We start from the raw sequence: 22184 nt of genomic DNA on the forward strand, positions 1-22184 counted from the left end.
AGCCCGCTCCCACATTTGGAATGCATTCCCCTGTGGGAGCGGGCTTGCTCGCGAAGGGGTCATCAGCCGCATTGCTGGGTGAGCCGATTTCCCACAAATAAAAACGCCGCGATCTCTCGCGGCGTTTTTGTGTGTGTGGCCTTAGCCCAGGTTCTTGCCGAGCAGCGCGTGGTACAGCTCGCTGTCGCCGAGAATCCCGACCACTTTGTTGTTGTCGTGCAACACCAGTTTGTTGCCGGTCTGATAACGAATCTGCAGTGCGTCGCGCATGCCGATGTTGGAATCCACCAGCGTCGGCCGGCGGCCCAGGCCTTCGACCGCCTGACCTGGAATCCAGTTCTGCAGGTCCAGGCTCGCACCGTTCTGGCGTGCGCCCTTGATGGTGTTGCCTTCGGCGAGGTCAAGCCACGAATCGCCGCCCGGATCGAGGCACACCGAGCCGTTGATGCGCTTGCAGTTGTCCAGGGTGCGCATCAAGCTGCGCCCGCACAGTACGTTCAGCGGGTTGGTGTGGGCGACGAAGGTCCGCACGTAGTCGTCCGCAGGGTTGAGGACGATTTCTTCAGGCTTGCTGTACTGGATGATCCGGCCGTCTTTCATGATTGCGATACGGCTGCCGAGCTTCAGGGCTTCATCGAGGTCGTGGCTGACGAACACAATGGTCTTGCTCAGCTTGCGTTGCAGCTCCAGCAGTTCGTCCTGCAGGCCCTGGCGGATCAGCGGGTCGAGTGCCGAGAACGGTTCGTCCATCAGCAGGATGTCGGCGTCCATCGCCAGCGCACGGGCCAGGCCCACACGTTGCTGCATGCCACCGGACAGCTCATCGGGTTTCTTGTTGCGCCATTGGGTCAGGCCCACCAGCTCAAGTTTTTCATCGACCAGTTTCCGGCGTTCCTTCTCCGGACGGCCCTGCATTTCCAGGCCGAAGCTGATGTTCTCGCGCACCGTCAGCCAAGGCATCAGGGCGAACTTCTGGAACACCATCGCAATGCGCTTGGTGCGCATCATTTTCAGCTCGGCAGCGGAGCAGGACGCGATGTTGATCTGCTTGCCTTCGTGCTCGACGAACAGCTTGCCACGGCTGACAGTGTTGAGACCGTTGATGCAACGCAGCAGGCTGGACTTACCGGAGCCTGACAGGCCCATCAGCACGCAGATTTCACCTTTTTCGATATCCAGGCTGGCCTTTTCGACGCCAACGATTTGCCCGGTCTTTTTCAGGATCTCGCTACGGGTCAAGCCTTGATCGAGAAGTTTCAGTGCTTCGCGTGGATCCTTGGTGAAGATCACGTCGACGTCTTCGAAGCGAATTATGCTCATGCGTCACCCCCTACTTTCGCGTCGGGTTGTTTGCAGATACGGTCGAGCATGATCGCCAGCAGTACGATCGCCAGGCCCGCTTCGAAGCCCAGGGCGATATCAGCAGTGTTCAGTGCGTTGACCACCGGTTTACCCAGTCCGTCGGCGCCCACCAGTGCCGCAATCACCACCATCGACAGCGACAGCATGATGCACTGGGTGATGCCGGCCGCGATGCTCGGCATGGCGTGGGGCAGTTCGATCCGTGTCAGTAGCTGGCGACGCGAGCAGCCAAAGGCCTTGCCGGCGTCCATCAGTTCTTGCGGGACATCGCGGATGCCCAGGTAGGTCAGGCGGATCGGCGCGGCGATGGCGAATACCACCGTGGAGATCAGGCCTGGCACCACACCCAGCCCGAAGAGGGTCAGGGTAGGAATGAGGTAAACGAAGGTCGGTACGGTCTGCATCAGATCGAGTACCGGACGCATAAAAGTGTAGAACATTGGCTTGTGCGCCGCGACGATGCCCAGTGGCACGCCGATGACCACGCAAACCAAAGTGGCAAACAGCACCTGGGCCAGGGTCTCCATGGTTTCCTGCCAGTACCCCAGGTTGAGGATCAGCAGAAAGGAGGCGATGACGAAAGCGGTCAGCCCCCATTTGCGCTGGATGAAATGGGCCAGGAGGGCGATGAGGCCGATCAGTGCCAGCGGGTTGAACCAGGTCAGCGCGAAAGTCACGCCGTGGATCATCGTTTCCAGCGTCACGGCAATGGCGTCGAAGGTGTTGGCGCCGTGTTGCGTCAACCATTCGACAAAGCTCGCGATGTGCTGGCCTAAAGGGATTTTCTGATCAATCAGCATGGTAGTGAACGTCCGCATGCAAGGAAATTAACAGCCCGGACGGCGTGAGCCGCCCGGCATAAGCGATGCTCCCCGATTCAAGGCGCGAGTTTGGCTTTCACGGCCTCCAGGCCTGGTTTACCGTCAATGGTGGTCACGCCAGCGAGCCAGGTATCGAGCACCTGTGGATTCTTTTTCAACCAGGCCTTGGCGGCCGCGTCAGGCTTCATCTTGTCGTCCAGGATGTTGCCCATCAGTTCGCTCTCCATGTCGACAGTGAACTCCAGGTTTTTCAGCAGTTGGCCCACGTTGCTGCACTCCTCGGCGTAACCCTTGCGGGTGTTGGTCGCCACGGTGGCAGCACCGAAATCCGGGCCAAAGAAATCGTCGCCGCCGGTCAGGTATTGAATCTTGAAGCGCTTGTTCATAGGGTGCGGCGCCCAGCCGAGGAAAACCACGGCGGTGTCGCGTTTCTGTGCGCGGTCGACCTGGGAGAGCATCCCCGCTTCGCTGGATTCGACGACCTTGAAGCCTGCGTCCTTGAGGCCGAAGGCGTTCTTGTCGATCATGCTCTGGATCAGGCGGTTGCCGTCGTTGCCGGGCTCGATGCCGTAGATCTTGCCGTCCAGTTCCTTCTTGAACTTGGCGATGTCGGCAAAATCATGCAGCCCTTTGTCGTACAGGGCTTGTGGCACGGCGAGGGTGTATTTGGCGCCCTTGAGGTTGGTGCGCACGGTTTCCACGGTGCCGGCATCGCGGTAGGCCTTGATGTCGTTTTCCATGGTCGGCATCCAGTTACCGAGGAACACGTCCATGTTCTTGCCGTCGGCCAGGGACTTGTAGGTCACGGGCACGGAAATCATGGTGGTCTTGGTCTTGTAGCCGAGGGCGTTGAGCACGACGCTGGTGGTGGCGGTCGTTGCGGTGATGTCGGTCCAGCCGACATCGGAGAAGTTTACGGTGCTGCATTGAGCAGGTTCGGCGGCTTGCGCCATAACCGGCAGACTAAGCAGGGCGGCCAACAACAACGACGGGGAACCTTTCATGGATGGACTCCTTGGTGTTTTTTTTGGCAGTAGTTTCCGACTGGAACCACCGCACTTATAGGTTGCGGTTGGATGGCGTTCTGGAGACATCTCTACCACGGCGCCTTGCAATCGAGTCGTTACGATCATGTACCAGTGAAAATCTGACGCCTACAGGGTGCGTCGTAACCAGTACAGGGATGGTCGCATCCAGTGTCGGTGACGTCGTTTACAGCTTTTTTCAGCCTCTTTTGTCCGTCTGAGCCGCAAAAAAACGGCGAAAACACGACGTGAAAGACACGCGGCGTTCGTGGACATGAGTGCGTCGGTGTGAGACGTCGAACGACAGGATAAAAGCCTGATGATGCGGCCATCACGACGGATTGCAGCTTGAGCGTAGCAGCTCCGTCACCGGGCGCTTCTGCGCCTGGAGTTGGCACATCCAGGAGTCCGGCAGTAATGGCTATCAGTGTTTTCGACCTGTTCAAAATCGGCATCGGCCCTTCCAGTTCACACACCGTGGGGCCTATGCGGGCCGCGGCGCTGTTCGTGCAGGGCTTGCGTGAACGCGGGCAGCTTGAGCAGGTTCGGCGTGTCGAAGTACAGCTTTTTGGTTCGCTGTCGGCCACCGGCATCGGCCACGGCAGCGACAACGCGGTGATCATGGGCTTGATGGGGGAGTGGCCGGACGCGATCGATCCGTCGCAAATCGGCATCCGCATTGCCACCCTGCGCGAAACCGACACGCTGTTACTCGATGGCCGCCTGCCGGTGCCGTTCATCTGGGCTCGGGACATGCGCCTGATCGACGAAAACCTGCCATTCCATCCCAATGCCATGACCCTGATTGTCGAGGGCGATGACGGCGAGTTGCATCGCGACACCTACTATTCGGTGGGTGGCGGTTTTGTCGTCGATGAGGCGCAAGCCAGCAGCGGGGTGGTCGACATGGATCGCACCGAACTGCCGTACGATTTTTCCAGCGCCGCCGAGCTGCTGGAATTGTGTAAAAAGCACAACCTGCGCGTGGCCGAACTGATGATGGCCAACGAGAAGGTGTGGCGCAGCGAAGAGGAAATCCGCAGTGGCCTGATGCACCTGTGGCGCGCCATGCAGGATTGCGTCGAGCAAGGCCTCAAGCACGAGGGCATCCTGCCCGGCGGGCTGAACGTGCGCCGTCGCGCGGCGAAATTGCATCGCAGCTTGCAGGAGCTGAACAAGCCCAACGTGATCGGCTCGACGCTGAGCGCCATGGAGTGGGTCAACCTGTACGCCCTGGCGGTCAACGAAGAGAACGCCGCCGGCGGGCGCATGGTCACGGCACCGACCAATGGCGCGGCCGGGATCATCCCGGCGGTGCTGCACTACTTCATGAAGTTCAGCGAGGACGTGACCGACGCCAATGTCGTCGACTACATGCTCGGCGCAGCTTCGGTCGGGATTCTGTGCAAGAAGAACGCCTCGATCTCCGGTGCCGAAGTCGGTTGCCAGGGCGAAGTCGGCTCGGCCTGCGCCATGGCGGCGGCAGGCTTGGCAGAAATCCTGGGCGCCACACCGGAACAACTGTGCAACGCGGCGGAAATCGGCCTGGAGCACAACCTGGGGCTCACGTGTGACCCGGTGGGCGGCCTGGTACAGGTGCCGTGCATCGAGCGCAATGCGATTGCCGCGGTGAAGGCGATCAATGCGGCCCAGATGGCATTGCGCGGCGATGGCCAGCACTTTATCTCCCTGGACCGGGTGATCCGCACGATGCGCGATACCGGTGCCGATATGCATGACAAGTATAAAGAGACGTCGCGGGGTGGGTTGGCTGTCAGCGCGGTTGAGTGCTGAGTGTAGGAGCCGGCTTGCTGGCGATTCAGGCGACGCGGTGAATCAGTCAAGCCGCGTAATCGTTTATCGCCAGCAAGCCGGCTCCTACACACGAGGCTCTACCAGTCAAAATTGCGCGTAAAGTGATCATCCGATTTAAAACGCGCCACCTTTTGGCGCGTCGCTAACAGATAAGTACCTGACCTCAAAATCAGGTCCGCCCCGTCCCGGACCGCCCGTCACCCCGTGCCTGCGGTGACACTCTTACAGAGCTCCCTGTAGCCCTGTTCCCACAAGTGCTACCGATTTGCTCACACGCAACGGGGCAGAGCGCTTGCCGCCATTGATGGCACTTATAACCCTTACTCCCTGCGCGTCATATATAGACACATTCCGACGTCGTTTTTAGGAGTTATTGAACGCGCATTCAAATTTAGGCATGGCATTTGCTCTGTCATTACAAAGCCCGTCTCCCACGCGAGAACGATGGCAATAACAAGAGCCTCCGCCTGAGGCCATCACCCGCTTTGTGTGAGGAGATACCGCGATGACGACGTTCAACTCCGGGGCCCAACCCCAGAACCGTGCGCCACAATCCATCGGCTTTTTGTTACTGGACAATTTCACGCTGATTTCCCTGGCATCCGCAGTCGAGCCACTGCGTATGGCCAACCAGCTGTCCGGTCGCGAGCTGTATCGTTGGACCACCCTCACCGTCGATGGCGGGCAAGTCTGGGCCAGTGACGGTCTGCAAATCACCCCCGATGCCTCCATGCACAAAGCCCCGCCAATGGACACCGTGATTGTCTGCGGCGGTATCGGTATTCAACGCACTGTTACCCGCGAACACGTGTCATGGTTGCAGAGCCAGGCGCGGCAGTCCCGTCGCCTGGGTGCGGTGTGCACCGGCAGCTGGGCCCTGGCGTGCGCCGGCCTGCTCGATGGTTTCGATTGCAGTGTGCACTGGGAATGCCTGGCGGCGATGCAGGAAGCGTTTCCACGGGTGGCCATGAGTACCCGCCTGTTCACCCTCGACCGTAACCGTTTCACCAGCTCCGGCGGCACCGCGCCGCTGGACATGATGCTGCACCTGATCAGCCGCGATCACGGGCGCGAACTGTCGGCCGCGATCTCGGAGATGTTCGTCTACGAGCGCATCCGCAACGAACAGGATCACCAGCGCGTACCGCTCAAGCACATGCTCGGCACCAACCAGCCGAAACTGCAGGAAATCGTCGCACTGATGGAAGCCAACCTCGAAGAGCCGATCGACCTCGACGAACTGGCGGTGTACGTCGCCGTGTCCCGTCGTCAGCTGGAGCGGCTGTTCCAGAAGTACCTGCATTGCTCGCCTTCGCGGTACTACCTGAAGCTGCGCTTGATCCGCGCTCGGCAACTGCTCAAGCAAACGCCAATGTCGATCATCGAAGTGGCGTCGGTCTGTGGCTTCGTGTCCACGCCGCACTTCTCCAAGTGCTACCGCGAATACTTCGGCATTCCGCCACGCGACGAGCGCGTAGGGTCCAACACCACGCAGCAAGTGGCAATGATGCCGCTGCCACAGGCATTGGTGCTTTCACCGTTGTCCGGGCCGTTGTCGGCGTTGAGTCAGGCGCGTAATGAGTCGACTTTCGCTAGCGTAAGGCTCTAGACCGAGGCGCCTTCTTCGCGAGCAAGCCCGCTCCCACATTGAAATGCATTCCAAATGTGGGAGCGGGCTTGCTCGCGAAGGCGTTTTAGCGGGTGGTGTGGCTCTGTTGGTATTGCGCCAAGGCTGGCAGCAATTGCTTGTCGATGGCCTGGCGCACAGCCGGCAGGATTGTCGCGCTGCTGGTGTACATCTGCTTGACCATGGTGCGCAGCACGATGGCCCGTTCGTTGTTCAAACCTCGCACGGCAAACTCGCAAGCCTGCTCGGCGGTGGCGCCGCTCGGCACTTGAAAACCCAATGACTTGAGCTGGCCCAACAGGTCTTCCTGGTCTATCAAATCGGCGTGCATCATGACGCAAATCCTTCTTCTGGGAATGATGTCGTGGGTCGATTCTGGTAGTGGCACGCAGTGGCGGCAAGGGCGATTTGTCGTTATGGCAGCATTGACTATGAACAGGTCGTTTTCGTGCTATTTACCTGCGCTGAGAGTCGGCACACTGGACCCAGCTTGCTTCACGAGGGTTTGGTCACCCTCCCACGGCAGCTCCTCAACAGTACCCTCTGCCTCGATCCTGTCACGGCTTGATCGGGGCTTTTTTTTGCCTGTGGTTTCTGTGTGGTCTGTACAGTCGCCTTCGCGAGCAGGCTCGCTCCCACATTTGATCTGCGTCATGCGCAAATCCTCTGTGGGAGCGGGCTTGCTCGCGAAGAACGATGACGCGGTTTAACGCTGTAGCACGAGGATGCGCGACAACAACTCATCCCGATCCACATAACAACCCTGGAAATGCCGTGCTCCAGTGGCAGGATCGAAGGCGTTGCGCGCGTGCAGGGTGCGGCGGTTGTCGAAGCACCAGAGTTCGCCAGGGTTGAGTCTTTGCATCAGCCTGAATCGAGGCTCGCGAGTCATCGCTATGAAGCGGCGATAGGCGTGATAGAGCCTGGGCATCTGCTCCACCGATGCATCGAACGGTCCTCGCAGAAAGTTCGCCATGCGGATTTCCGAGACCCGCCCCAAGGTATCCAGCGCGATGATCGGCGCCAGGCAACGATAGTCACTGTGACGGTCTTTATTGCGGAATTCCACGGGGATTTCGCACAGGCTACGGAACGACTCGGGGTCCTCCTGGCGTAACGCCTCGGCGATGGCAAAACCGTCGACGAAAATACTCTCGCCACCCTCGGCATCGTTGACCAGGCAATGCAGGAACTGCAGCCCCGGTTGCAACTCGCGCGTCGGCAAGTCGCTGTGTAGTGGCAAGTTGAAAGCGGTGTAGGCGTTGCTGTCGGCGTCGGCCTTGGATTGCACATTGAACAGCACGCCGAAATTGCTCTCGCGGATGAAGGAAATGCGCTGGGCGACGAGCTTCAGCGAGCCAGGCTCGGTGGGTACGCCACGGACCTGGGTCAGGCCGGTGTCACGCACGGCCAACAGCCATTGCAATAGCACCTGGTTGTCGTTCATCAGTGCTTGATAATCAAACACCGGCAACTGCATATCACTGTGCCAAAGCCTGGCCCTGGGCTTGCTTGCCAGACGCTCGGCCCGGGACTGGTCGTCATAGGCGTGGGCCCGCAGCCAGCCAGGGTCGAAGCGGCTGAGGTGGCCATCCTGCCACTGCACGTTCAGGCAACCATCAGGGTCGACACTGGTTTGGACAGGCGCCAGGTTGTCTGGCACATCGACGATTTCCAGCACCTGTTCGCGCGTCACCGTGTAGACGCACTGCGGACACGGGCAATTGTCCCGCAGCCATGGGTGGTGGAAGGGACTGACGCGGTTGTCGGCCCACGTCACCAGGATACGATCGGCCATGGCCTGCACGCCTGTCAGCGCGCTGATCAGCGGATAAGTACGGAAATCGGCAAAAGCGGCGGCGGTGTTCATGGGATCTCCTTGTTATTTTTTTGGCGGCAATGCGATCACTCGGCCGATGCAGGCGGGGGCGGGCAGGTCGCTCTGTTCGGCGACCATGGCTTGCAGCCGGCCCAGGGTCTGCTCGCTGAATGGCGTTGAGCGTGGTCCGGCGAGGTCGACGTGCAACAGCATTTGCTCGTTGCCCGCCAGCTCCTTGTCGTCGCCCACCAAGTGCAGGCTGTGGTAGAGGTGCAGGCGTTTACTGTCGTGGCCGATGATTTGCGTGTGCACCTCGACCTCGGCGTCGAGCTTCACTTCGTGCAGGTAGTTGAGGTGCAGTTCCAGGGTAAACAGCGAGTTGCCGCTGGCTTCGCGGTTGCTGCTGTCCATGCCGAGGCGGTCCATCAGGGCGTCGGTGGCGTAGCTGAAGATCAGCAGGTAGAACGCGTCGCGCAGGTGACCGTTGTAGTCGACCCAGTCGGGGATGATGCGGGTTTGATAGGTAGTGAGGGTGGGCATAGTGACTGATCCGAGTGATTAGATACCTGGACTACCGCATTCGCGAGCAAGCCCGCTCCCACAGGGTGGATGCATTCCAATGTGGGAGCGGGCTTGCTCGCGAAGAGGCCGGTACTACAGGCCTCATAATTTAAGGTTTATTCGCTGAACGCCATCCCATGCTTCTCTTTGGTGGTCTTCACCGCTTCCAGCACCGCCAGCAGGCAATCATCACGATAGCGCTCCAGCGCCGAAATGCTGTGTTTACCCAACTGATCGCTGGTGCCATCCACCACGTCGTCGATCAGTTTCTCCGTCAGTTCCGGCGCCGGCAGGTAGGTCCAGGGCAACTGCAGGGCCGGGCCGAACTGTGCCATGAAGTGACGCATCCCGGCGTCGCCACCGGCCAGGGTATAGGTCAGGAATGTGCCCATGAACGACCAGCGCAGACCGGCGCCAAAACGAATCGCGTCGTCGATTTCGCCGGTCGTCGCCACACCGTCGTTGACCAGGTGCAGCGCCTCGCGCCACAGCGCTTCGAGCAAGCGGTCGGCGATGAATCCCGGCACTTCCTTACGTACGTGCAGCGGGCGCATGCCAAGCGATTCGTAGACTTTCATTGCCGCCTGCACGGCTTCGGGGGCGGTATTCTTGCCGCCGACCACTTCCACCAATGGCAACAGGTAAACCGGGTTGAACGGGTGCCCGACCACACAGCGCTCCGGGTGGGTCGAACTCTCGTAGAACTCGCTCGGCAACAGGCCGGAGGTGCTGGAGCCGATCAAGGCATCGGGCTTGGCCGCAGCGCTGATCTTGCTGTGCAGCTCCAGTTTCAGTTCCAGGCGCTCAGGAGCGCTTTCCTGGATGAAATCGGCGTCTCGCACGCATTCTTCGATGGTTGCGACAAAGCGCAGGCGATCCTGCGAGGCTCCGGGCGCCAGGCCTTGTTTCTCAAGGGCGCCCCAGGCATTGGCGACGCGTTGGCGCAGGGCGGCTTCGGCACCGGGGGCCGGGTCCCAGGCCACCACGTCGAGGCCGTGGGCGAGGGCGCGGGATACCCAGCCGCTGCCGATGACACCGCTGCCCAGTGCGGCGAAGGTTTTGATTTCGGTAATGAAGGTCATTGTCACATCCTGGAGAGTTCGGTGGTTCCCTGTAGGAGCCGGCTTGCTGGCGAGGCGGCATTCCTGTCACAGAATAGGTGGTGGCTATACCGGCGCCATCGCCAGCAAGCCGGCTCCTACAGGGTTGGGTGTGGGGGATTAACCGCGCTGTTTCAGGCCCATTTTCTTGCGGCCCTCAGCAGGCGTGAGTACACGGGCGCCGAGGCGGCTGAGGATTTCGCCGGCGCGTTCGACCAGTTGGCCGTTGGTTGCCAAAACACCCTTGTCCAGCCACAAGTTGTCTTCCAGCCCGACTCGCACGTTGCCCCCCAGCAGCACGGCTTGCGCGGCCATCGGCATTTGCATGCGGCCGATGCCGAAACCGGCCCACACGGCGTCTGCCGGCAGGTTGTCGACCATGGCTTTCATGGTGGTGGTGTCGGCCGGTGCGCCCCACGGGATGCCCAGGCACAGTTGGAACAGCGGGTTGTCGAGCAGGCCTTCCTTGATCATCTGCTTGGCGAACCACAGGTGACCGGTGTCGAAAATCTCCAGTTCGGCCTTCACGCCCAATTCCTGGATGCGTTTGGCGCCCGCACGCAGCTGTGCCGGGGTAGAGACGTAAATAGTGTCGCCATCGCCGAAGTTCAGTGTGCCGCAATCAAGGGTGCAGATTTCCGGCAGCAGTTCTTCGACATGCGCCAGGCGGGTCAGTGGACCGACCAGGTCAGTGTTCGGGCCGAACTCCATCGGGTTCTCGCCCGCGCCGATTTCCAGGTCGCCGCCCATGCCGGCAGTGAGGTTGACGATGATGTCGACGTCGGCTTCGCGGATGCGCTCCATCACTTCGCGGTACAGCGCCACGTCACGGCTGAACTTGCCGGTTTCGGGATCGCGAACGTGGCAGTGAACCACGGTAGCGCCGGCCTTGGCGGCCTCCACGGCAGCGGCTGCAATCTGTTTCGGAGTGACCGGCACATGTGGGCTCTTGGCGGTCGTGTCGCCAGCACCGGTGAGTGCGCAGGTGATGATGACGTCGTGGTTCATTTGGCGGTTTCCTTCAGGCGTGGTGGTCCCGTTCGCAGCCCTGTCGGGCTGCGAATCGGTGGTTTGATTAAGGGTTACTTGCTGGTCAGCTTGAGGTTTTCAGCCGCAGGCTTGCCGTCGAAGGTGGTCACGCCTTCGAGCCAGCGCTGCTTGTCTTGCGGGTGATCCTTAAGCCACTGTCTGGCGGACTCGAAGGCGTCCTTGTGATCCAGCAGCGGCTGCATCATCCGGCTCTCGTCTTCGGCGGTGAACGTCAGGTTGCTCAGCAGGCGACCGACGTTGGGGCACTGTTCGGCATATTTCGGCGCGGTCACGGTCCAGACCGTGGCCATGCCTTCGTTCGGGCCTAGGGCGTCATCGCTTCCGGTAAGGTAGGTCATCTGTACGTTGACGTTCATGGGGTGCGGTGCCCAGCCGAAGAACACCACGGCTTCCTTGCGGCGCACGGCGCGATCCACCGCCGCGAGCATGCCGGCCTCGCTGGACTCGACCAGCTGGAACTTGCCGAGGCCGAACTGGTTCTTGGCGATCATCGCCTTGATCTGGGTGTTGGCGCCTGAGCCGGGCTCGATGCCGTAGATCTTGCCGCCCAGCTCTTTTTCGAACTTGGCGATGTCGGCGAAGGTTTTCAGACCCTTGTCGGCGAGATAGGTCGGAACGGCGAGGGTGGCGCGGGCGTCCTTCAGGCTGGGCGCTTCAAGCACCTTGACCTGGTTGGCGTCGACGAACGGCGTGATGGTCTGGGTCATCAGCGGGTTCCAGTAACCCAGGAACAGGTCCAGGCGCTGATCGCGAATCCCGGCGAAGATGATTTGCTGGGAGGCGCTGGTTTGTTTGGTGCTGTAGCCGAGGCCGTCGAGCAATACCTGGGTCATCGCACTGGTGGCGATCACGTCGGTCCAGTTCACCACGCCCATGCGCACGTTCTGGCACGACGCCGGTTCGGCTGCCATGACACTGGCGCTCAGCAAAGCGGTACCACTGAGTGCAAGAACACAGCTGCTGATCAGTCGTTTCATTCTCAGGTTCCTCGGCAGTTTCATTATTGTGGGTCCGGTCGTCTGTGCGCCGGTGATGTCACGTTACGCAGCTAATCTGCCACGAAAGCGCACTGCGGCGACCGACTCTTGCACTGCAGCGACCTGTGCTCTTGAATGCCTGTTGCAAGTGGCGTATCAACGTCTTCACGCTACCCGCCCTCTCGCTACCCGCCAATCGAGTGCGCTCCATGTCCCAGGATTTCTATTTCTTGTTGATGCCGGGTTTCTCGGCGATTGGATTTATCTCGGCCATCGAGCCATTGCGGGTTGCCAATCGCTTTCGCGGCGAGCTCTATCGCTGGCATGTATTGAGCGCCGATGGTGGGGCGGTGCTGGCCAGTAACGGAATGTCGGTCAACGCCGACGCGGCGCTGGAGCCGTTGAAAAAAGGCGCGACGTTATGGGTGGTCGCCGGCTTCGAACCGCTGAAATTCGCCACCCCGGCGCTGGAGCACTGGCTGCGTCGCCTCGACAACGAAGGCGTGACGCTCGGCGCTATTGACACCGGCAGCTTCATCCTCGCTGAGGCAGGTTTGCTCGACGGCCATCGCCTGACCCTGCACTGGGAGGCCATCGACGCCTTCAAGGAGTCCTATCCGCAGCTCAGCGTCACCCAAGAGTTATTCGAGATCGACCGTCGACGCATCACCAGCGCTGGCGGGACCGCATCGATCGATTTAATGCTGGATCTGATCGCCCAGTCCCATGGCCCGGAACTGGCAATCCAGGTCAGCGAACAGTTCGTGCTCGGGCGCATCCGTCCGCGTAAAGACCACCAGCGTATGGAAGTCGCGACGCGTTATGGCATCAGCAACAAGAAGCTTGTTCACGTGATTGGCGAGATGGAGCAGCACAGCGAGCCGCCGCTGAGTACGTTGGAATTGGCGGAATCGATCAAAGTCACCCGGCGTCAGCTGGAGCGCTTGTTCCGCCTGCACCTGAACGACACACCGAGCAATTTCTACCTGCGCCTGAGGCTGGAGAAAGCCCGGCAACTGCTGCGCCAGACCAATATGAGTGTGTTGGAGGTGAGTATTGCCTGCGGGTTTGAATCGCCGTCGTATTTCACCCGCAGTTATCGGGCAAAGTTCGAGCGGTGCCCACGGGAGGATCGGCGTACCGCCAAAGCCTGATGGCGCTGACTGAATCGGGTTTCCAGAATCGACATATAACTCAATGTGGGAGCGGGCTTGCTCGCGAAAACGGTATATCAGGCGAAATATTTATCGAATGACACACCGCTTTCGCGAGCAAGCCCGCTCCCACATTTGATCGTCATTGTCTGGAGGTTCTGTTACTTCTTCAGTAATGCCGAGCAGGCAGCCTTGTATGCCTCATGCTGATACTTGTTCAGCGTCTCCGGCGGCTCAAAACCGTGCTTCTTGGCCTGCGCATTGATCGTCTGCGGCGACATCAGCGTCACCTCGCAATTCTCCAGCAACTGAAAAACGCCCTCGATCTTGAACGTGGTCGGCCCACCGGCAAACTCACCTTTCTTGCTGCGCTTCTTGATCACGATTCGATCTATCGAGTTCTCGCGAACAAAGGATGCGACCTGAGCGGCAAATACTTTGACATTGGCGGCTTCGTCGTCATCCTCCAGGGCGATTTTCTTGGTCGCAAGCGCGACATGGCTCAGCGTGGAACCCTCGAGAGCTGCCACGGCGATGATCGCTTCGCTGCCTTTGATTTCGATGCCGCAGACTTTCATGGTGAATCCCTTTTCTGGCTGAAGGCGTGAAGCTTACAGCTCCAGTTGATTGGCGGTGATGCCAAACGCCGCGGCAATTTTTTCGCGGGTGGCCTTGCGCGGCTTCGCGACGTTTTCCTGCTGGGCGAAGGCCGGTTGGGAGATGCCCATGCGTTTGGCCACTTCATCCTGTGTAAGGTTCAAGTGTTCGCGCCAGGCGCGAATCGGCGTCGCGCCATCGACAATGCGGCTGACGACTTCATGGGGAATCAGATCGGGTTCAATCTTTTGCGCGACATATTGTGCGTAGGGAATGACCACGAAAGCAGGATTTCCGTCTGCGTCGTTGATGATTTGAACGTCAGTAGGTGCGTTCATCGCGTTTTTTGACCTCTTGAATACTGATCACTTTGACTGCGCCATCCCAATCGAACATGACCCGATAGTTACCTACTCGAAGTCGGTAGGCGTAGTCATGACCGACCAGTGCTTTGACGTTGCCTGTATCAGGCATGTCAGTCAGCGCCGAAACGGCATCACGAACCTGGATCTGGTGAACGGAATGCAATTTCAAAAGCTGCTTAACGGCCTTTCGAGTCCAGTGAATACTGTTCATGAGAGAATATAAGTCTTTTATAAGATTTGCCAATCTTTACTTATATTTCTCTCTTGGCCAATAAACTAAGCATGTCGGGATGTTGCTCGGCGTTACTCCTGCCCAATCGTCTCCAAAAACTCCGACCGCTCGTCACTCATCCGCGCCACGCAATCATTCTGCGCAATAGTGAACGCCTTGCTGCCGGCGGTGGCCGGGAAGGCTTCGATGGCGCAGTCGGCGTCGCGGGTTTTCAGCCATTGTTGCTGGGCGGCCTTGATCTTGGCGGTGATGTCGGCCAGTTGCGACGGGTTCTTGCCGTAGAGCGACTGCATGCGTTCGTTCAGGCTTTTGTAGTTTTCGCTCAGCAAGTCTTCAGCAGTGGTTTTGCTGAAGGCGGAGCATTCCAGGGTCTGGACGTCGTTTTCGACTTTGTCGCAGGGGGTGTCTTCAGACTCCTCGGCGGCGTGTACGCCGGTCGCAATCAGTGCCAAGGCCAGGACGATGAATTTCATGTGGTTGCCGCTCCCATCCAGTGAAGCATCAAGAGATGTGGCGAATTCTGGCCCAAGCGGATTGCCTTGAACAGGTCGGCAATTGTGCCTTGCGACGACCCTTTGTCGCGGATTGACGCTTTCGGCAATTCCCCTGTCGTTTTTGCACCCGGCTACCAATGCACCGAGGCATATGCTGGCCCCAAAGCGCCGACAGACGATTCGGCGCATGAATCGCTAACAAGGGGACAGCCTGATGAGCCCAGCCGAATTGCACGCCGACAGCATCGTTATCGACGGGCTGATTATTGCCAAGTGGAACCGTGAACTGTTCGAAGACATGCGCAAGGGCGGTTTGACCGCAGCCAACTGCACCGTGTCGGTATGGGAGGGCTTCCAGGCCACCGTCAACAACATCGCCGCCAGCCAGAAACTGATCCGCGAGAACAGCGACCTGGTGATTCCGGTGCGCACCACCGCCGACATCCGCAAGGCCAAGGAGCAGGGCAAGACCGGCATCCTCTTCGGTTTCCAGAATGCCCATGCGTTTGAAGACCAGATCGGCTATGTCGAAGTGTTCAAGCAGCTGGGCGTCGGTATTGTGCAGATGTGCTACAACACCCAGAACCTGGTCGGTACCGGTTGCTACGAGCGTGACGGCGGCCTGTCGGGCTTCGGTCGTGAAATCGTTGCCGAGATGAACCGCGTAGGCGTCATGTGCGACCTGTCCCACGTCGGTTCCAAGACGTCCGAAGAAGTCATCCTCGAATCGAAAAAGCCGGTGTGCTACTCCCACTGCCTGCCGTCGGGCCTCAAGGAGCATCCGCGCAACAAGTCCGATGAAGAACTGAAGTTCATTGCCGACCACGGCGGTTTCGTCGGTGTGACCATGTTCGCACCATTCCTGGCCAAGGGCATCGATTCGACCATCGACGACTACGCCGAAGCCATCGAATACACCCTGAACATCGTCGGTGAAGATTCGATCGGTATCGGTACCGACTTCACCCAGGGTCACGGCCAGGACTTCTTCGAGTACCTGACCCACGACAAGGGCTACGCCCGCCGCCTGACCAGCTTCGGCAAGATCATCAACCCGCTGGGCATCCGCACCGTCGGCGAGTTCCCGAACCTCACCGAAACCTTGCTCAAGCGCGGCCATTCCGAGCGCGTAGTGCGCAAGATCATGGGCGAGAACTGGGTGAATGTCTTGAAAGACGTCTGGGGCGAATAAGCCACCGCTCTTCTGAATCCTTTCCTGCGGCCGTCCGCGCCGCAGGCGACAACAAAATTTTTCTGGAGTTAAGTTTCCATGGCCAAGATCGCCCCGCAATTGCCTATCGAAGTCGACAGCGAAACCGGTGTCTGGACGTCCGACGCCCTGCCGATGCTGTATGTGCCGCGTCATTTCTTCGTCAATAACCACATGGGCATCGAGGAAGTGCTGGGCGCCGAAGCTTACGCCGAGATTCTCTACAAGGCCGGCTACAAGTCCGCCTGGCACTGGTGTGAAAAAGAAGCCGAATGCCATGGCCTCGAAGGCGTTGCGGTGTTCGAGCACTACATGAAGCGCCTGTCGCAACGCGGCTGGGGGCTGTTCAAGATCCAGGACATCGACCTCGACAAAGGCACCTGCAGCGTCAAGCTCGAACACTCGGCATTCGTCTACGTGTACGGCAAGGTCGGGCGCAAGGTCGACTACATGTTCACTGGCTGGTTTGCCGGCGCGATGGACCAGATCCTTGCCGCTCGCGGCAGCAAGATCCGCACCGTGGCCGAACAAGTCTACGGTGGCTCCGAAGAGGGCCACGAAGACGGCTTGTTCACCGTCAAGCCGTTGTAAGTCGAGGAACCCGCCATGGCTTTCGAAGCAATGTTCCAGCCGATCCAGATCGGCAAACTGACCATCCGCAACCGCGTGCTCAGCACCGCGCACGCCGAGGTCTATGCCACCGACGGCGGCATGACCACCGACCGGTACGTCAAGTATTACGAAGAGAAGGCCAAGGGCGGGATCGGCCTGGCGATCTGCGGCGGTTCGTCTGTCGTCGCCATCGATAGCCCGCAAGAGTGGTGGAGCTCGGTGAACCTGTCCACCGACCGCATCATCCCGCACTTCCAGAATCTTGCGGACGCCATGCACAAGCACGGCGCCAAGATCATGATCCAGATTACCCACATGGGCCGTCGCTCGCGCTGGGACGGCTTCAACTGGCCGACGCTGATGTCGCCGTCGGGCGTGCGCGAGCCGGTGCACCGCGCTACCTGCAAGACCATTGAGCCGGAAGAGATCTGGCGGGTGATCGGCAACTACGCACAGGCGGCACGCCGCGCCAAGGCCGGTGGCCTGGACGGTGTCGAACTGTCGGCGGTGCACCAGCACATGATCGACCAGTTCTGGAGCCCGCGGGTCAACAAGCGTACCGACGAATGGGGCGGCACCTTCGAAGGCCGCATGAAATTCGGCCTGGAAGTGTTGAAAGCGGTGCGCGCGGAGGTCGGTGACGATTTCTGCGTGGGCATGCGTATCTGCGGTGACGAGTTCCACCCGGACGGCCTGTCCCATGAAGACATGAAGCAGATCGCCAAGTATTACGACGACACCGGCATGCTCGATTTCATCGGCGTCGTGGGCTCGGGTTGCGACACCCACAACACCTTGGCCAACGTGATTCCGAACATGAGTTATCCACCGGAGCCGTTCCTGCATTTGGCCGCCGGTATCAAGGAAGTGGTCAAGGTGCCGGTGCTGCACGCGCAGAACATCAAGGACCCGAACCAGGCCACCCGTATCCTGGAAGGCGGTTACGTCGACATGGTCGGCATGACCCGCGCGCACATTGCCGACCCGCACCTGATCGCCAAGATCAAGATGGGCCAGGTCGACCAGATCAAGCAGTGTGTCGGTGCCAACTACTGCATCGACCGTCAGTACCAGGGCCTGGACGTGCTGTGCATCCAGAACGCCGCGACTTCCCGTGAATACATGGGCCTGCCGCACATCATCGAAAAAACCACCGGCGTTAAACGCAAAGTGGTGGTGGTCGGTGCCGGTCCTGCCGGGATGGAAGCCGCCCGTGTGGCTGCCGAGCGGGGCCACGACGTAACCCTGTTCGAGAAAAAGGACTTTATCGGTGGCCAGATCACCACGGCGTCGAAAGCGCCGCAGCGTGACCAGATCGCCGGTATCACCCGCTGGTATCAGCTGGAGCTGGCGCGGTTGAAAGTCGACCTGCGCCTGGGCACCGCGGCGGATGCGCCGACCATCATGGACCTGCGTCCGGATGTAGTGGTGCTGGCCGTCGGTGGTCATCCGTTCATCGAGCAGAACGAGCACTGGGGCGCGGCTGAAGGCCTGGTGGTCAGCAGCTGGGACATTCTCGACGGCAAGGTTGCACCCGCCAAGAACGTGCTGGTCTACGACACCATTTGCGAGTTCACCGGTATGTCGACCGCCGACTTCCTCGCCGACAAGGGCAGCCAGGTCGAGATCGTCACCGACGACATCAAGCCAGGCGTGGCCATTGGCGGTACCTCGTTCCCGACCTACTACCGCAGCATGTATCCGAAAGAAGTGATCATGACCGGCGACATGATGCTGGAGAAGGTCTACCGCGAAGGCGACAAGCTGATAGCGGTGCTGGAAAACGAATACACCGGCGCCAAGGAGGAGCGGGTGGTGGACCAGGTGGTCATCGAGAACGGCGTGCGTCCGGACGAGGAGATCTACTACGCGATGAAGGAAGGCTCGCGCAACAAAGGCCAGATCGACGTCGAAGCCTTGTTCGCGATCAAGCCGCAGCCATGCCTGGAACAGAGCGGCGACGGCTACCTGTTGTTCCGCATCGGCGACTGTGTGGCCCAGCGTAACGTGCATGCGGCGATCTACGATGCGTTGCGGTTGTGCAAGGACTTCTAAAATCACACTGAACCAATGTGGGAGCGGGCTTGCTCGCGAAGAACGATAACGCGGTACACCTGATACACCGCGTCGCCGGATTCGCGAGCAAGCCCGCTCCCACATGAGACCCCGCGGTCTTTGGGAGCTTCACCATGCTCAACACCCTTCTTCCCATCCTGATCTTTGCTGCCCTGGGCCTCGCGGCTCTCGGCGCATTGCGACGGGTAAACATGTGGCGCCGAGGCCGGGCCTCGAAGGTCGATCTGATCGGCGGCCTGTTCGCCATGCCCAAGCGTTACATGGTCGATCTGCACCATGTAGTGGCGCGGGACAAATACATTGCCAACACCCACGTCGCGACGGCCGGCGGCGCAGTGGCGTCCATCGTGCTGGCGATTCTGGTGCATGGGTTCGGATTGCATAACCGCTTCCTCGGTTATGCGTTGTTGTTGATGTCGGCGGTGATGTTCGTCGGTGCGGTCTTTGTTTACCTGCGTCGGCGCAATCCACCTTCGCGCCTGTCGAAGGGCCCGTGGATGCGCCTGCCGAAAAGCCTGATGGCATTTTCGGTGTCGTTCTTCCTGGTGACCCTGCCGGTGGCCGGTATCCTGCCGGAAAACTTCGGCGGCTGGCTGTTGGTGGTGATCCTCGGGATTGGCGTGCTGTGGGGCGTGTCCGAGCTGTTCTTCGGCATGACCTGGGGCGGGCCGATGAAGCATGCCTTCGCCGGTGCCCTGCACCTGGCCTGGCACCGTCGCGCGGAGCGCTTTGGCGGCGGTCGTTCCACCGGTCTGAAGCCCTTGGATCTGAACGACCCAAGCGCACCACTGGGCGTGGAAAAACCCAAGGATTTCACCTGGAACCAATTGCTCGGCTTCGATGCCTGTGTGCAGTGCGGTAAATGTGAAGCCGCGTGCCCGGCCTTCGCCGCCGGCCAGCCGTTGAACCCGAAAAAATTGATCCAGGACATGGTCGTCGGCCTGGCTGGCGGCACCGATGCCAAATTTGCCGGCAGTCCGTATCCGGGCAAGCCCATCGGTGAACACGCCGGTAATCCGCATCAACCGATCGTCAACGGTCTGGTGGACGCCGAAACCCTGTGGTCGTGCACCACCTGCCGCGCCTGTGTCGAGGAATGCCCGATGATGATCGAGCACGTCGATGCCATCGTCGACATGCGTCGCCATCTGACCCTGGAAAAAGGCGCGACCCCGAACAAGGGCGCTGAAGTCCTGGAAAACCTGATCGCCACCGACAACCCGGGCGGTTTTGCGCCAGGCGGTCGGATGAACTGGGCGGCGGACTTGAACCTCAATCTGCTCAGCGAAAAGAAATCCACCGACGTGCTGTTCTGGGTGGGCGATGGCGCCTTCGACATGCGCAACCAGCGCACCTTGCGCGCGTTCGTCAAAGTGCTGAAAGCGGCAAAAATCGACTTCGCGGTCCTTGGCCTCGAAGAGCGCGACAGCGGTGACGTGGCCCGACGCCTGGGCGACGAGGCGACCTTCCAGTTGCTGGCCAAGCGCAACATCCAGACCTTGGCCAAGTACAGCTTCAATCGCATCGTCACCTGCGATCCACACAGCTTCCACGTGCTGAAAAACGAATACGGCGCTTTCGATGGCAACTACCTGGTGCAGCACCACAGCACCTACATGGCGGAAATCATCGACGCCGGCGCGCTGAACCTTGGCCAGCACAAAGGCGACAGCGTGACCTATCACGACCCGTGCTACCTCGGCCGCTACAACGGCGAATACGAGGCGCCGCGTCAGGTTCTGCGTGCGCTGGGCATCGAGGTCAAGGAAATGCAACGCTCCGGTTTCCGCTCGCGCTGCTGCGGCGGTGGCGGCGGTGCGCCGATCACCGACATTCCGGGCAAGCAGCGTATCCCCGACATGCGCATGGAAGACATCCGTGAGACGGGCGCCGAACTGGTGGCCGTGGGCTGCCCCCAGTGCACCGCGATGCTTGAAGGTGTGGTCGAACCACGACCGTTGATCAAGGACATTGCCGAACTGGTGGCCGACGCGCTCCTGGAAGATCAAGCCCCAAAGTCGGCTACGCCGGCCAAACGTGAACCCGCGGAGGTGCACTGATGAGCGACATTATCCGCCGCGACCCCCGTGCCGAATGGATCGCCCGTAACCGCCTGCACCCTCTGCACGCCGCCATGCAACCGGCGCAGCACAGTTGGATGGGGCCCAACGGCGTCATTCGCAAGAACCCGCACGGCATCGGTTTCATCGGCCCTAACGGCATCAAGCGAATCGACCGCAGTGGAGCCCAGCAAGGCGGGGCGACCAAGCGTACGGCCGCTGTTGAAGTGCAATTGCCGCTGCATCAGGTGCCTGCGCCGGCATTCTACATTTGCGTGGTGCCGGACATGGTTGGTGGCCGCCTGAGCAGTCACGATCGTGACTTGCTGGGGCTGGCTCACCAGTTGGCCGGCCCGGACGGCGCGGTATTGGCCGTGGTCTTCGGCGAACACAAGGAAAACGCGTTTTCCACAGCCGGCGTCGATCGCCTGCTGGTGCTCGAAGGCGAAGAGTTCAGCGGTTATGCACCGGAACAACGCGTCCAGGGCTTGCGGGCTGTGGATAACCAGTTCAACCCACGTCACTGGCTGCTGCCGGACAGTCGCAGCGGCGGTGGCGAATTGGGTCGGCGCTTTGCCGCTGCCCTGGGCGAACGCCCGGCCACGCGGGTCTGGCAGGTCAAGGATCAGGAGTGCATTGGTCGCGCCGGTGCCGGTTTGCAAGATCTGGCGCGTCCGGTTGCACGGTTGATCCTGGCTGCCGTCGAATGCGCCGAGCCGGTCAGCGAAACCCGTCACGAAGTACTGCCGGTGGAGTTATCCACAGCCGTCGCCCGCAGTCTCTCGCGCATCGAGGACCTGGGGGCGGTGGCAGTGGACCCCGCGGCGATTCCCATGGCCGAAGCCGAATTCATTTTCTCCGGTGGCAATGGGGTCAAGGATTGGGACTTGTTCCACCAGACCGCCGCAGCACTGGGAGCAACCGAAGGCGCGTCGCGGGTGGCGGTGGACGATGGTTTCATGGCCCGCGACCGTCAGGTCGGCGCGTCCGGCACCTGGGTCACCGCGCGGGTCTATGTGGCGGTGGGGATTTCCGGGGCAATCCAGCACCTGCAGGGCATCGGTGCCTGCGACAAGGTGGTGGCGATCAACCTCGACCCGGGTTGCGACATGATCAAACGGGCCGACCTGTCGGTAATCGGCGAAAGTGCCGAGATTCTTCGGGCCTTGATCGCGGCGGTAGAAGCCTACCGCAACGACGCCAAGCGCGATGCGGCTTAAGGGAAGG

General features: G+C 60.3%; 21 protein-coding genes. 8 read left to right on the forward strand and 13 right to left on the reverse strand.

Annotated elements, in window-relative coordinates:
- Positions 1-141: 141 nt before the first annotated feature.
- The 3 genes from choV to QLG10_RS25150 form a co-directional block, all read right to left on the reverse strand.
- Positions 142-1320, reverse strand: coding sequence for a choline ABC transporter ATP-binding protein (gene choV, locus QLG10_RS25140; protein WP_020796090.1), 1179 nt, complete (start codon positions 1318-1320; stop codon positions 142-144).
- Positions 1317-2162 (reverse strand): choline ABC transporter permease subunit, encoded by an 846-nt coding sequence (gene choW / locus QLG10_RS25145; RefSeq protein ID WP_020796089.1) that lies wholly within the window; start codon positions 2160-2162, stop codon positions 1317-1319. The genes choV and choW overlap by 4 nt, the downstream gene beginning before the upstream one ends.
- A gap of 77 nt (positions 2163-2239) precedes the next feature.
- Entirely contained in the window at positions 2240-3187 is a 948-nt protein-coding gene (locus QLG10_RS25150; RefSeq protein WP_020796088.1) for a choline ABC transporter substrate-binding protein, read from the reverse strand.
- Between the two features lie 438 nt (positions 3188-3625).
- Between QLG10_RS25150 and QLG10_RS25155 the strand changes: the two genes are divergently transcribed.
- Together QLG10_RS25155 and QLG10_RS25160 are read left to right on the forward strand one after the other, a co-directional pair.
- Positions 3626-5002: an L-serine ammonia-lyase gene (locus QLG10_RS25155; protein WP_282488216.1), complete on the forward strand. Its 1377-nt coding sequence runs from the start codon at positions 3626-3628 to the stop codon at positions 5000-5002.
- Between the two features lie 526 nt (positions 5003-5528).
- Positions 5529-6632 carry a GlxA family transcriptional regulator gene (locus tag QLG10_RS25160; protein WP_007975492.1) on the forward strand — a complete coding sequence of 368 codons (1104 nt, stop codon included), beginning with the start codon at positions 5529-5531 and terminating at the stop codon, positions 6630-6632.
- 85 nt (positions 6633-6717) lie between these two features.
- Here QLG10_RS25160 and QLG10_RS25165 read toward each other — a convergent pair whose 3' ends face one another.
- The 6 genes from QLG10_RS25165 to QLG10_RS25190 all read right to left on the reverse strand — a co-directional run bounded on the left by QLG10_RS25165 (position 6718) and on the right by QLG10_RS25190 (position 12157).
- Complete coding sequence (locus QLG10_RS25165) at positions 6718-6984, reverse strand: hypothetical protein (protein ID WP_110750400.1); 267 nt, start codon at positions 6982-6984, stop codon at positions 6718-6720.
- 372 nt (positions 6985-7356) lie between these two features.
- Positions 7357-8520, reverse strand: a complete 1164-nt coding sequence (locus QLG10_RS25170) for a gamma-butyrobetaine dioxygenase (RefSeq protein ID WP_110750402.1) — start codon at positions 8518-8520, stop codon at positions 7357-7359.
- A gap of 12 nt (positions 8521-8532) precedes the next feature.
- Entirely contained in the window at positions 8533-9009 is a 477-nt protein-coding gene (locus tag QLG10_RS25175; RefSeq protein ID WP_110750404.1) for a thioesterase family protein, read from the reverse strand.
- 137 nt (positions 9010-9146) lie between these two features.
- Positions 9147-10112: an L-carnitine dehydrogenase gene (locus tag QLG10_RS25180; protein WP_110750406.1), complete on the reverse strand. Its 966-nt coding sequence runs from the start codon at positions 10110-10112 to the stop codon at positions 9147-9149.
- Between the two features lie 138 nt (positions 10113-10250).
- Positions 10251-11138 (reverse strand): 3-keto-5-aminohexanoate cleavage protein, encoded by an 888-nt coding sequence (locus QLG10_RS25185; protein WP_282488217.1) that lies wholly within the window; start codon positions 11136-11138, stop codon positions 10251-10253.
- A 74-nt stretch (positions 11139-11212) separates the two neighbouring features.
- Positions 11213-12157: a choline ABC transporter substrate-binding protein gene (locus QLG10_RS25190; RefSeq protein WP_110750410.1), complete on the reverse strand. Its 945-nt coding sequence runs from the start codon at positions 12155-12157 to the stop codon at positions 11213-11215.
- A 209-nt stretch (positions 12158-12366) separates the two neighbouring features.
- Between QLG10_RS25190 and QLG10_RS25195 the strand changes: the two genes are divergently transcribed.
- Positions 12367-13311 (forward strand): GlxA family transcriptional regulator, encoded by a 945-nt coding sequence (locus QLG10_RS25195; RefSeq protein ID WP_282488218.1) that lies wholly within the window; start codon positions 12367-12369, stop codon positions 13309-13311.
- A 161-nt stretch (positions 13312-13472) separates the two neighbouring features.
- Here QLG10_RS25195 and QLG10_RS25200 read toward each other — a convergent pair whose 3' ends face one another.
- From QLG10_RS25200 to QLG10_RS25215, 4 genes are all read right to left on the reverse strand, one after another.
- The gene (locus tag QLG10_RS25200) at positions 13473-13889 is read right to left on the reverse strand and encodes a DUF3010 family protein (protein ID WP_179056961.1); all 417 of its coding nucleotides are present in this window, start codon (positions 13887-13889) and stop codon (positions 13473-13475) included.
- Between the two features lie 33 nt (positions 13890-13922).
- Positions 13923-14246, reverse strand: coding sequence for a helix-turn-helix transcriptional regulator (locus QLG10_RS25205; RefSeq protein WP_179056962.1), 324 nt, complete (start codon positions 14244-14246; stop codon positions 13923-13925).
- The gene (locus QLG10_RS25210; protein ID WP_282488220.1) at positions 14230-14484 is read right to left on the reverse strand and encodes a type II toxin-antitoxin system RelE/ParE family toxin; all 255 of its coding nucleotides are present in this window, start codon (positions 14482-14484) and stop codon (positions 14230-14232) included. The genes QLG10_RS25205 and QLG10_RS25210 overlap by 17 nt, the downstream gene beginning before the upstream one ends.
- Positions 14485-14576: 92 nt before the next feature.
- On the reverse strand, positions 14577-14978 hold the full coding sequence (locus tag QLG10_RS25215) for a lysozyme inhibitor LprI family protein (protein WP_110750511.1): 402 nt from the start codon (positions 14976-14978) through the stop codon (positions 14577-14579).
- A gap of 235 nt (positions 14979-15213) precedes the next feature.
- Here QLG10_RS25215 and QLG10_RS25220 point away from each other — a divergent pair, with 235 nt between their 5' ends.
- The 5 genes from QLG10_RS25220 to QLG10_RS25240 all read left to right on the forward strand — a co-directional run bounded on the left by QLG10_RS25220 (position 15214) and on the right by QLG10_RS25240 (position 22177).
- Positions 15214-16191, forward strand: a complete 978-nt coding sequence (locus tag QLG10_RS25220; protein ID WP_008019494.1) for a dipeptidase — start codon at positions 15214-15216, stop codon at positions 16189-16191.
- Between the two features lie 78 nt (positions 16192-16269).
- Positions 16270-16800, forward strand: coding sequence for a DUF5943 domain-containing protein (locus QLG10_RS25225; protein WP_020796073.1), 531 nt, complete (start codon positions 16270-16272; stop codon positions 16798-16800).
- Positions 16801-16815: 15 nt separating this feature from the next.
- The gene (dgcA, locus tag QLG10_RS25230) at positions 16816-18876 is read left to right on the forward strand and encodes a dimethylglycine demethylation protein DgcA (RefSeq protein ID WP_110750421.1); all 2061 of its coding nucleotides are present in this window, start codon (positions 16816-16818) and stop codon (positions 18874-18876) included.
- A gap of 134 nt (positions 18877-19010) precedes the next feature.
- Entirely contained in the window at positions 19011-20957 is a 1947-nt protein-coding gene (dgcB, locus tag QLG10_RS25235; RefSeq protein WP_188263475.1) for a dimethylglycine demethylation protein DgcB, read from the forward strand.
- Positions 20957-22177 carry an electron transfer flavoprotein subunit alpha/FixB family protein gene (locus QLG10_RS25240; protein ID WP_282488221.1) on the forward strand — a complete coding sequence of 407 codons (1221 nt, stop codon included), beginning with the start codon at positions 20957-20959 and terminating at the stop codon, positions 22175-22177. The genes dgcB and QLG10_RS25240 overlap by 1 nt, the downstream gene beginning before the upstream one ends.
- The last annotated feature ends 7 nt before the right edge of the window (positions 22178-22184 follow it).

The sequence above is a fragment of the Pseudomonas sp. V98_8 genome (assembly GCF_029967975.1).
Classification (GTDB): Bacteria; Pseudomonadota; Gammaproteobacteria; order Pseudomonadales; family Pseudomonadaceae; genus Aquipseudomonas; species Aquipseudomonas umsongensis.

What these genes read in the sequence shown, in the direction of transcription:
- QLG10_RS25185 (WP_282488217.1), bottom strand. Translation starts at nt 11,138, where the DNA reads ATGAACCACGACGTCATCATCACCTGCGCACTCACCGGTGCTGGCGAC.
- choW (WP_020796089.1), bottom strand. Translation starts at nt 2,162, where the DNA reads ATGCTGATTGATCAGAAAATCCCTTTAGGCCAGCACATCGCGAGCTTT.
- dgcB (WP_188263475.1), top strand. Translation starts at nt 19,011, where the DNA reads ATGCTCAACACCCTTCTTCCCATCCTGATCTTTGCTGCCCTGGGCCTC.
- QLG10_RS25155 (WP_282488216.1), top strand. Translation starts at nt 3,626, where the DNA reads ATGGCTATCAGTGTTTTCGACCTGTTCAAAATCGGCATCGGCCCTTCC.
- QLG10_RS25170 (WP_110750402.1), bottom strand. Translation starts at nt 8,520, where the DNA reads ATGAACACCGCCGCCGCTTTTGCCGATTTCCGTACTTATCCGCTGATC.
- QLG10_RS25165 (WP_110750400.1), bottom strand. Translation starts at nt 6,984, where the DNA reads ATGATGCACGCCGATTTGATAGACCAGGAAGACCTGTTGGGCCAGCTC.
- QLG10_RS25200 (WP_179056961.1), bottom strand. Translation starts at nt 13,889, where the DNA reads ATGAAAGTCTGCGGCATCGAAATCAAAGGCAGCGAAGCGATCATCGCC.
- QLG10_RS25210 (WP_282488220.1), bottom strand. Translation starts at nt 14,484, where the DNA reads ATGAACAGTATTCACTGGACTCGAAAGGCCGTTAAGCAGCTTTTGAAA.
- QLG10_RS25225 (WP_020796073.1), top strand. Translation starts at nt 16,270, where the DNA reads ATGGCCAAGATCGCCCCGCAATTGCCTATCGAAGTCGACAGCGAAACC.
- QLG10_RS25150 (WP_020796088.1), bottom strand. Translation starts at nt 3,187, where the DNA reads ATGAAAGGTTCCCCGTCGTTGTTGTTGGCCGCCCTGCTTAGTCTGCCG.
- choV (WP_020796090.1), bottom strand. Translation starts at nt 1,320, where the DNA reads ATGAGCATAATTCGCTTCGAAGACGTCGACGTGATCTTCACCAAGGAT.
- QLG10_RS25175 (WP_110750404.1), bottom strand. Translation starts at nt 9,009, where the DNA reads ATGCCCACCCTCACTACCTATCAAACCCGCATCATCCCCGACTGGGTC.
- dgcA (WP_110750421.1), top strand. Translation starts at nt 16,816, where the DNA reads ATGGCTTTCGAAGCAATGTTCCAGCCGATCCAGATCGGCAAACTGACC.
- QLG10_RS25160 (WP_007975492.1), top strand. Translation starts at nt 5,529, where the DNA reads ATGACGACGTTCAACTCCGGGGCCCAACCCCAGAACCGTGCGCCACAA.
- QLG10_RS25180 (WP_110750406.1), bottom strand. Translation starts at nt 10,112, where the DNA reads ATGACCTTCATTACCGAAATCAAAACCTTCGCCGCACTGGGCAGCGGT.
- QLG10_RS25195 (WP_282488218.1), top strand. Translation starts at nt 12,367, where the DNA reads ATGTCCCAGGATTTCTATTTCTTGTTGATGCCGGGTTTCTCGGCGATT.
- QLG10_RS25220 (WP_008019494.1), top strand. Translation starts at nt 15,214, where the DNA reads ATGAGCCCAGCCGAATTGCACGCCGACAGCATCGTTATCGACGGGCTG.
- QLG10_RS25190 (WP_110750410.1), bottom strand. Translation starts at nt 12,157, where the DNA reads ATGAAACGACTGATCAGCAGCTGTGTTCTTGCACTCAGTGGTACCGCT.
- QLG10_RS25205 (WP_179056962.1), bottom strand. Translation starts at nt 14,246, where the DNA reads ATGAACGCACCTACTGACGTTCAAATCATCAACGACGCAGACGGAAAT.
- QLG10_RS25240 (WP_282488221.1), top strand. Translation starts at nt 20,957, where the DNA reads ATGAGCGACATTATCCGCCGCGACCCCCGTGCCGAATGGATCGCCCGT.
- QLG10_RS25215 (WP_110750511.1), bottom strand. Translation starts at nt 14,978, where the DNA reads ATGAAATTCATCGTCCTGGCCTTGGCACTGATTGCGACCGGCGTACAC.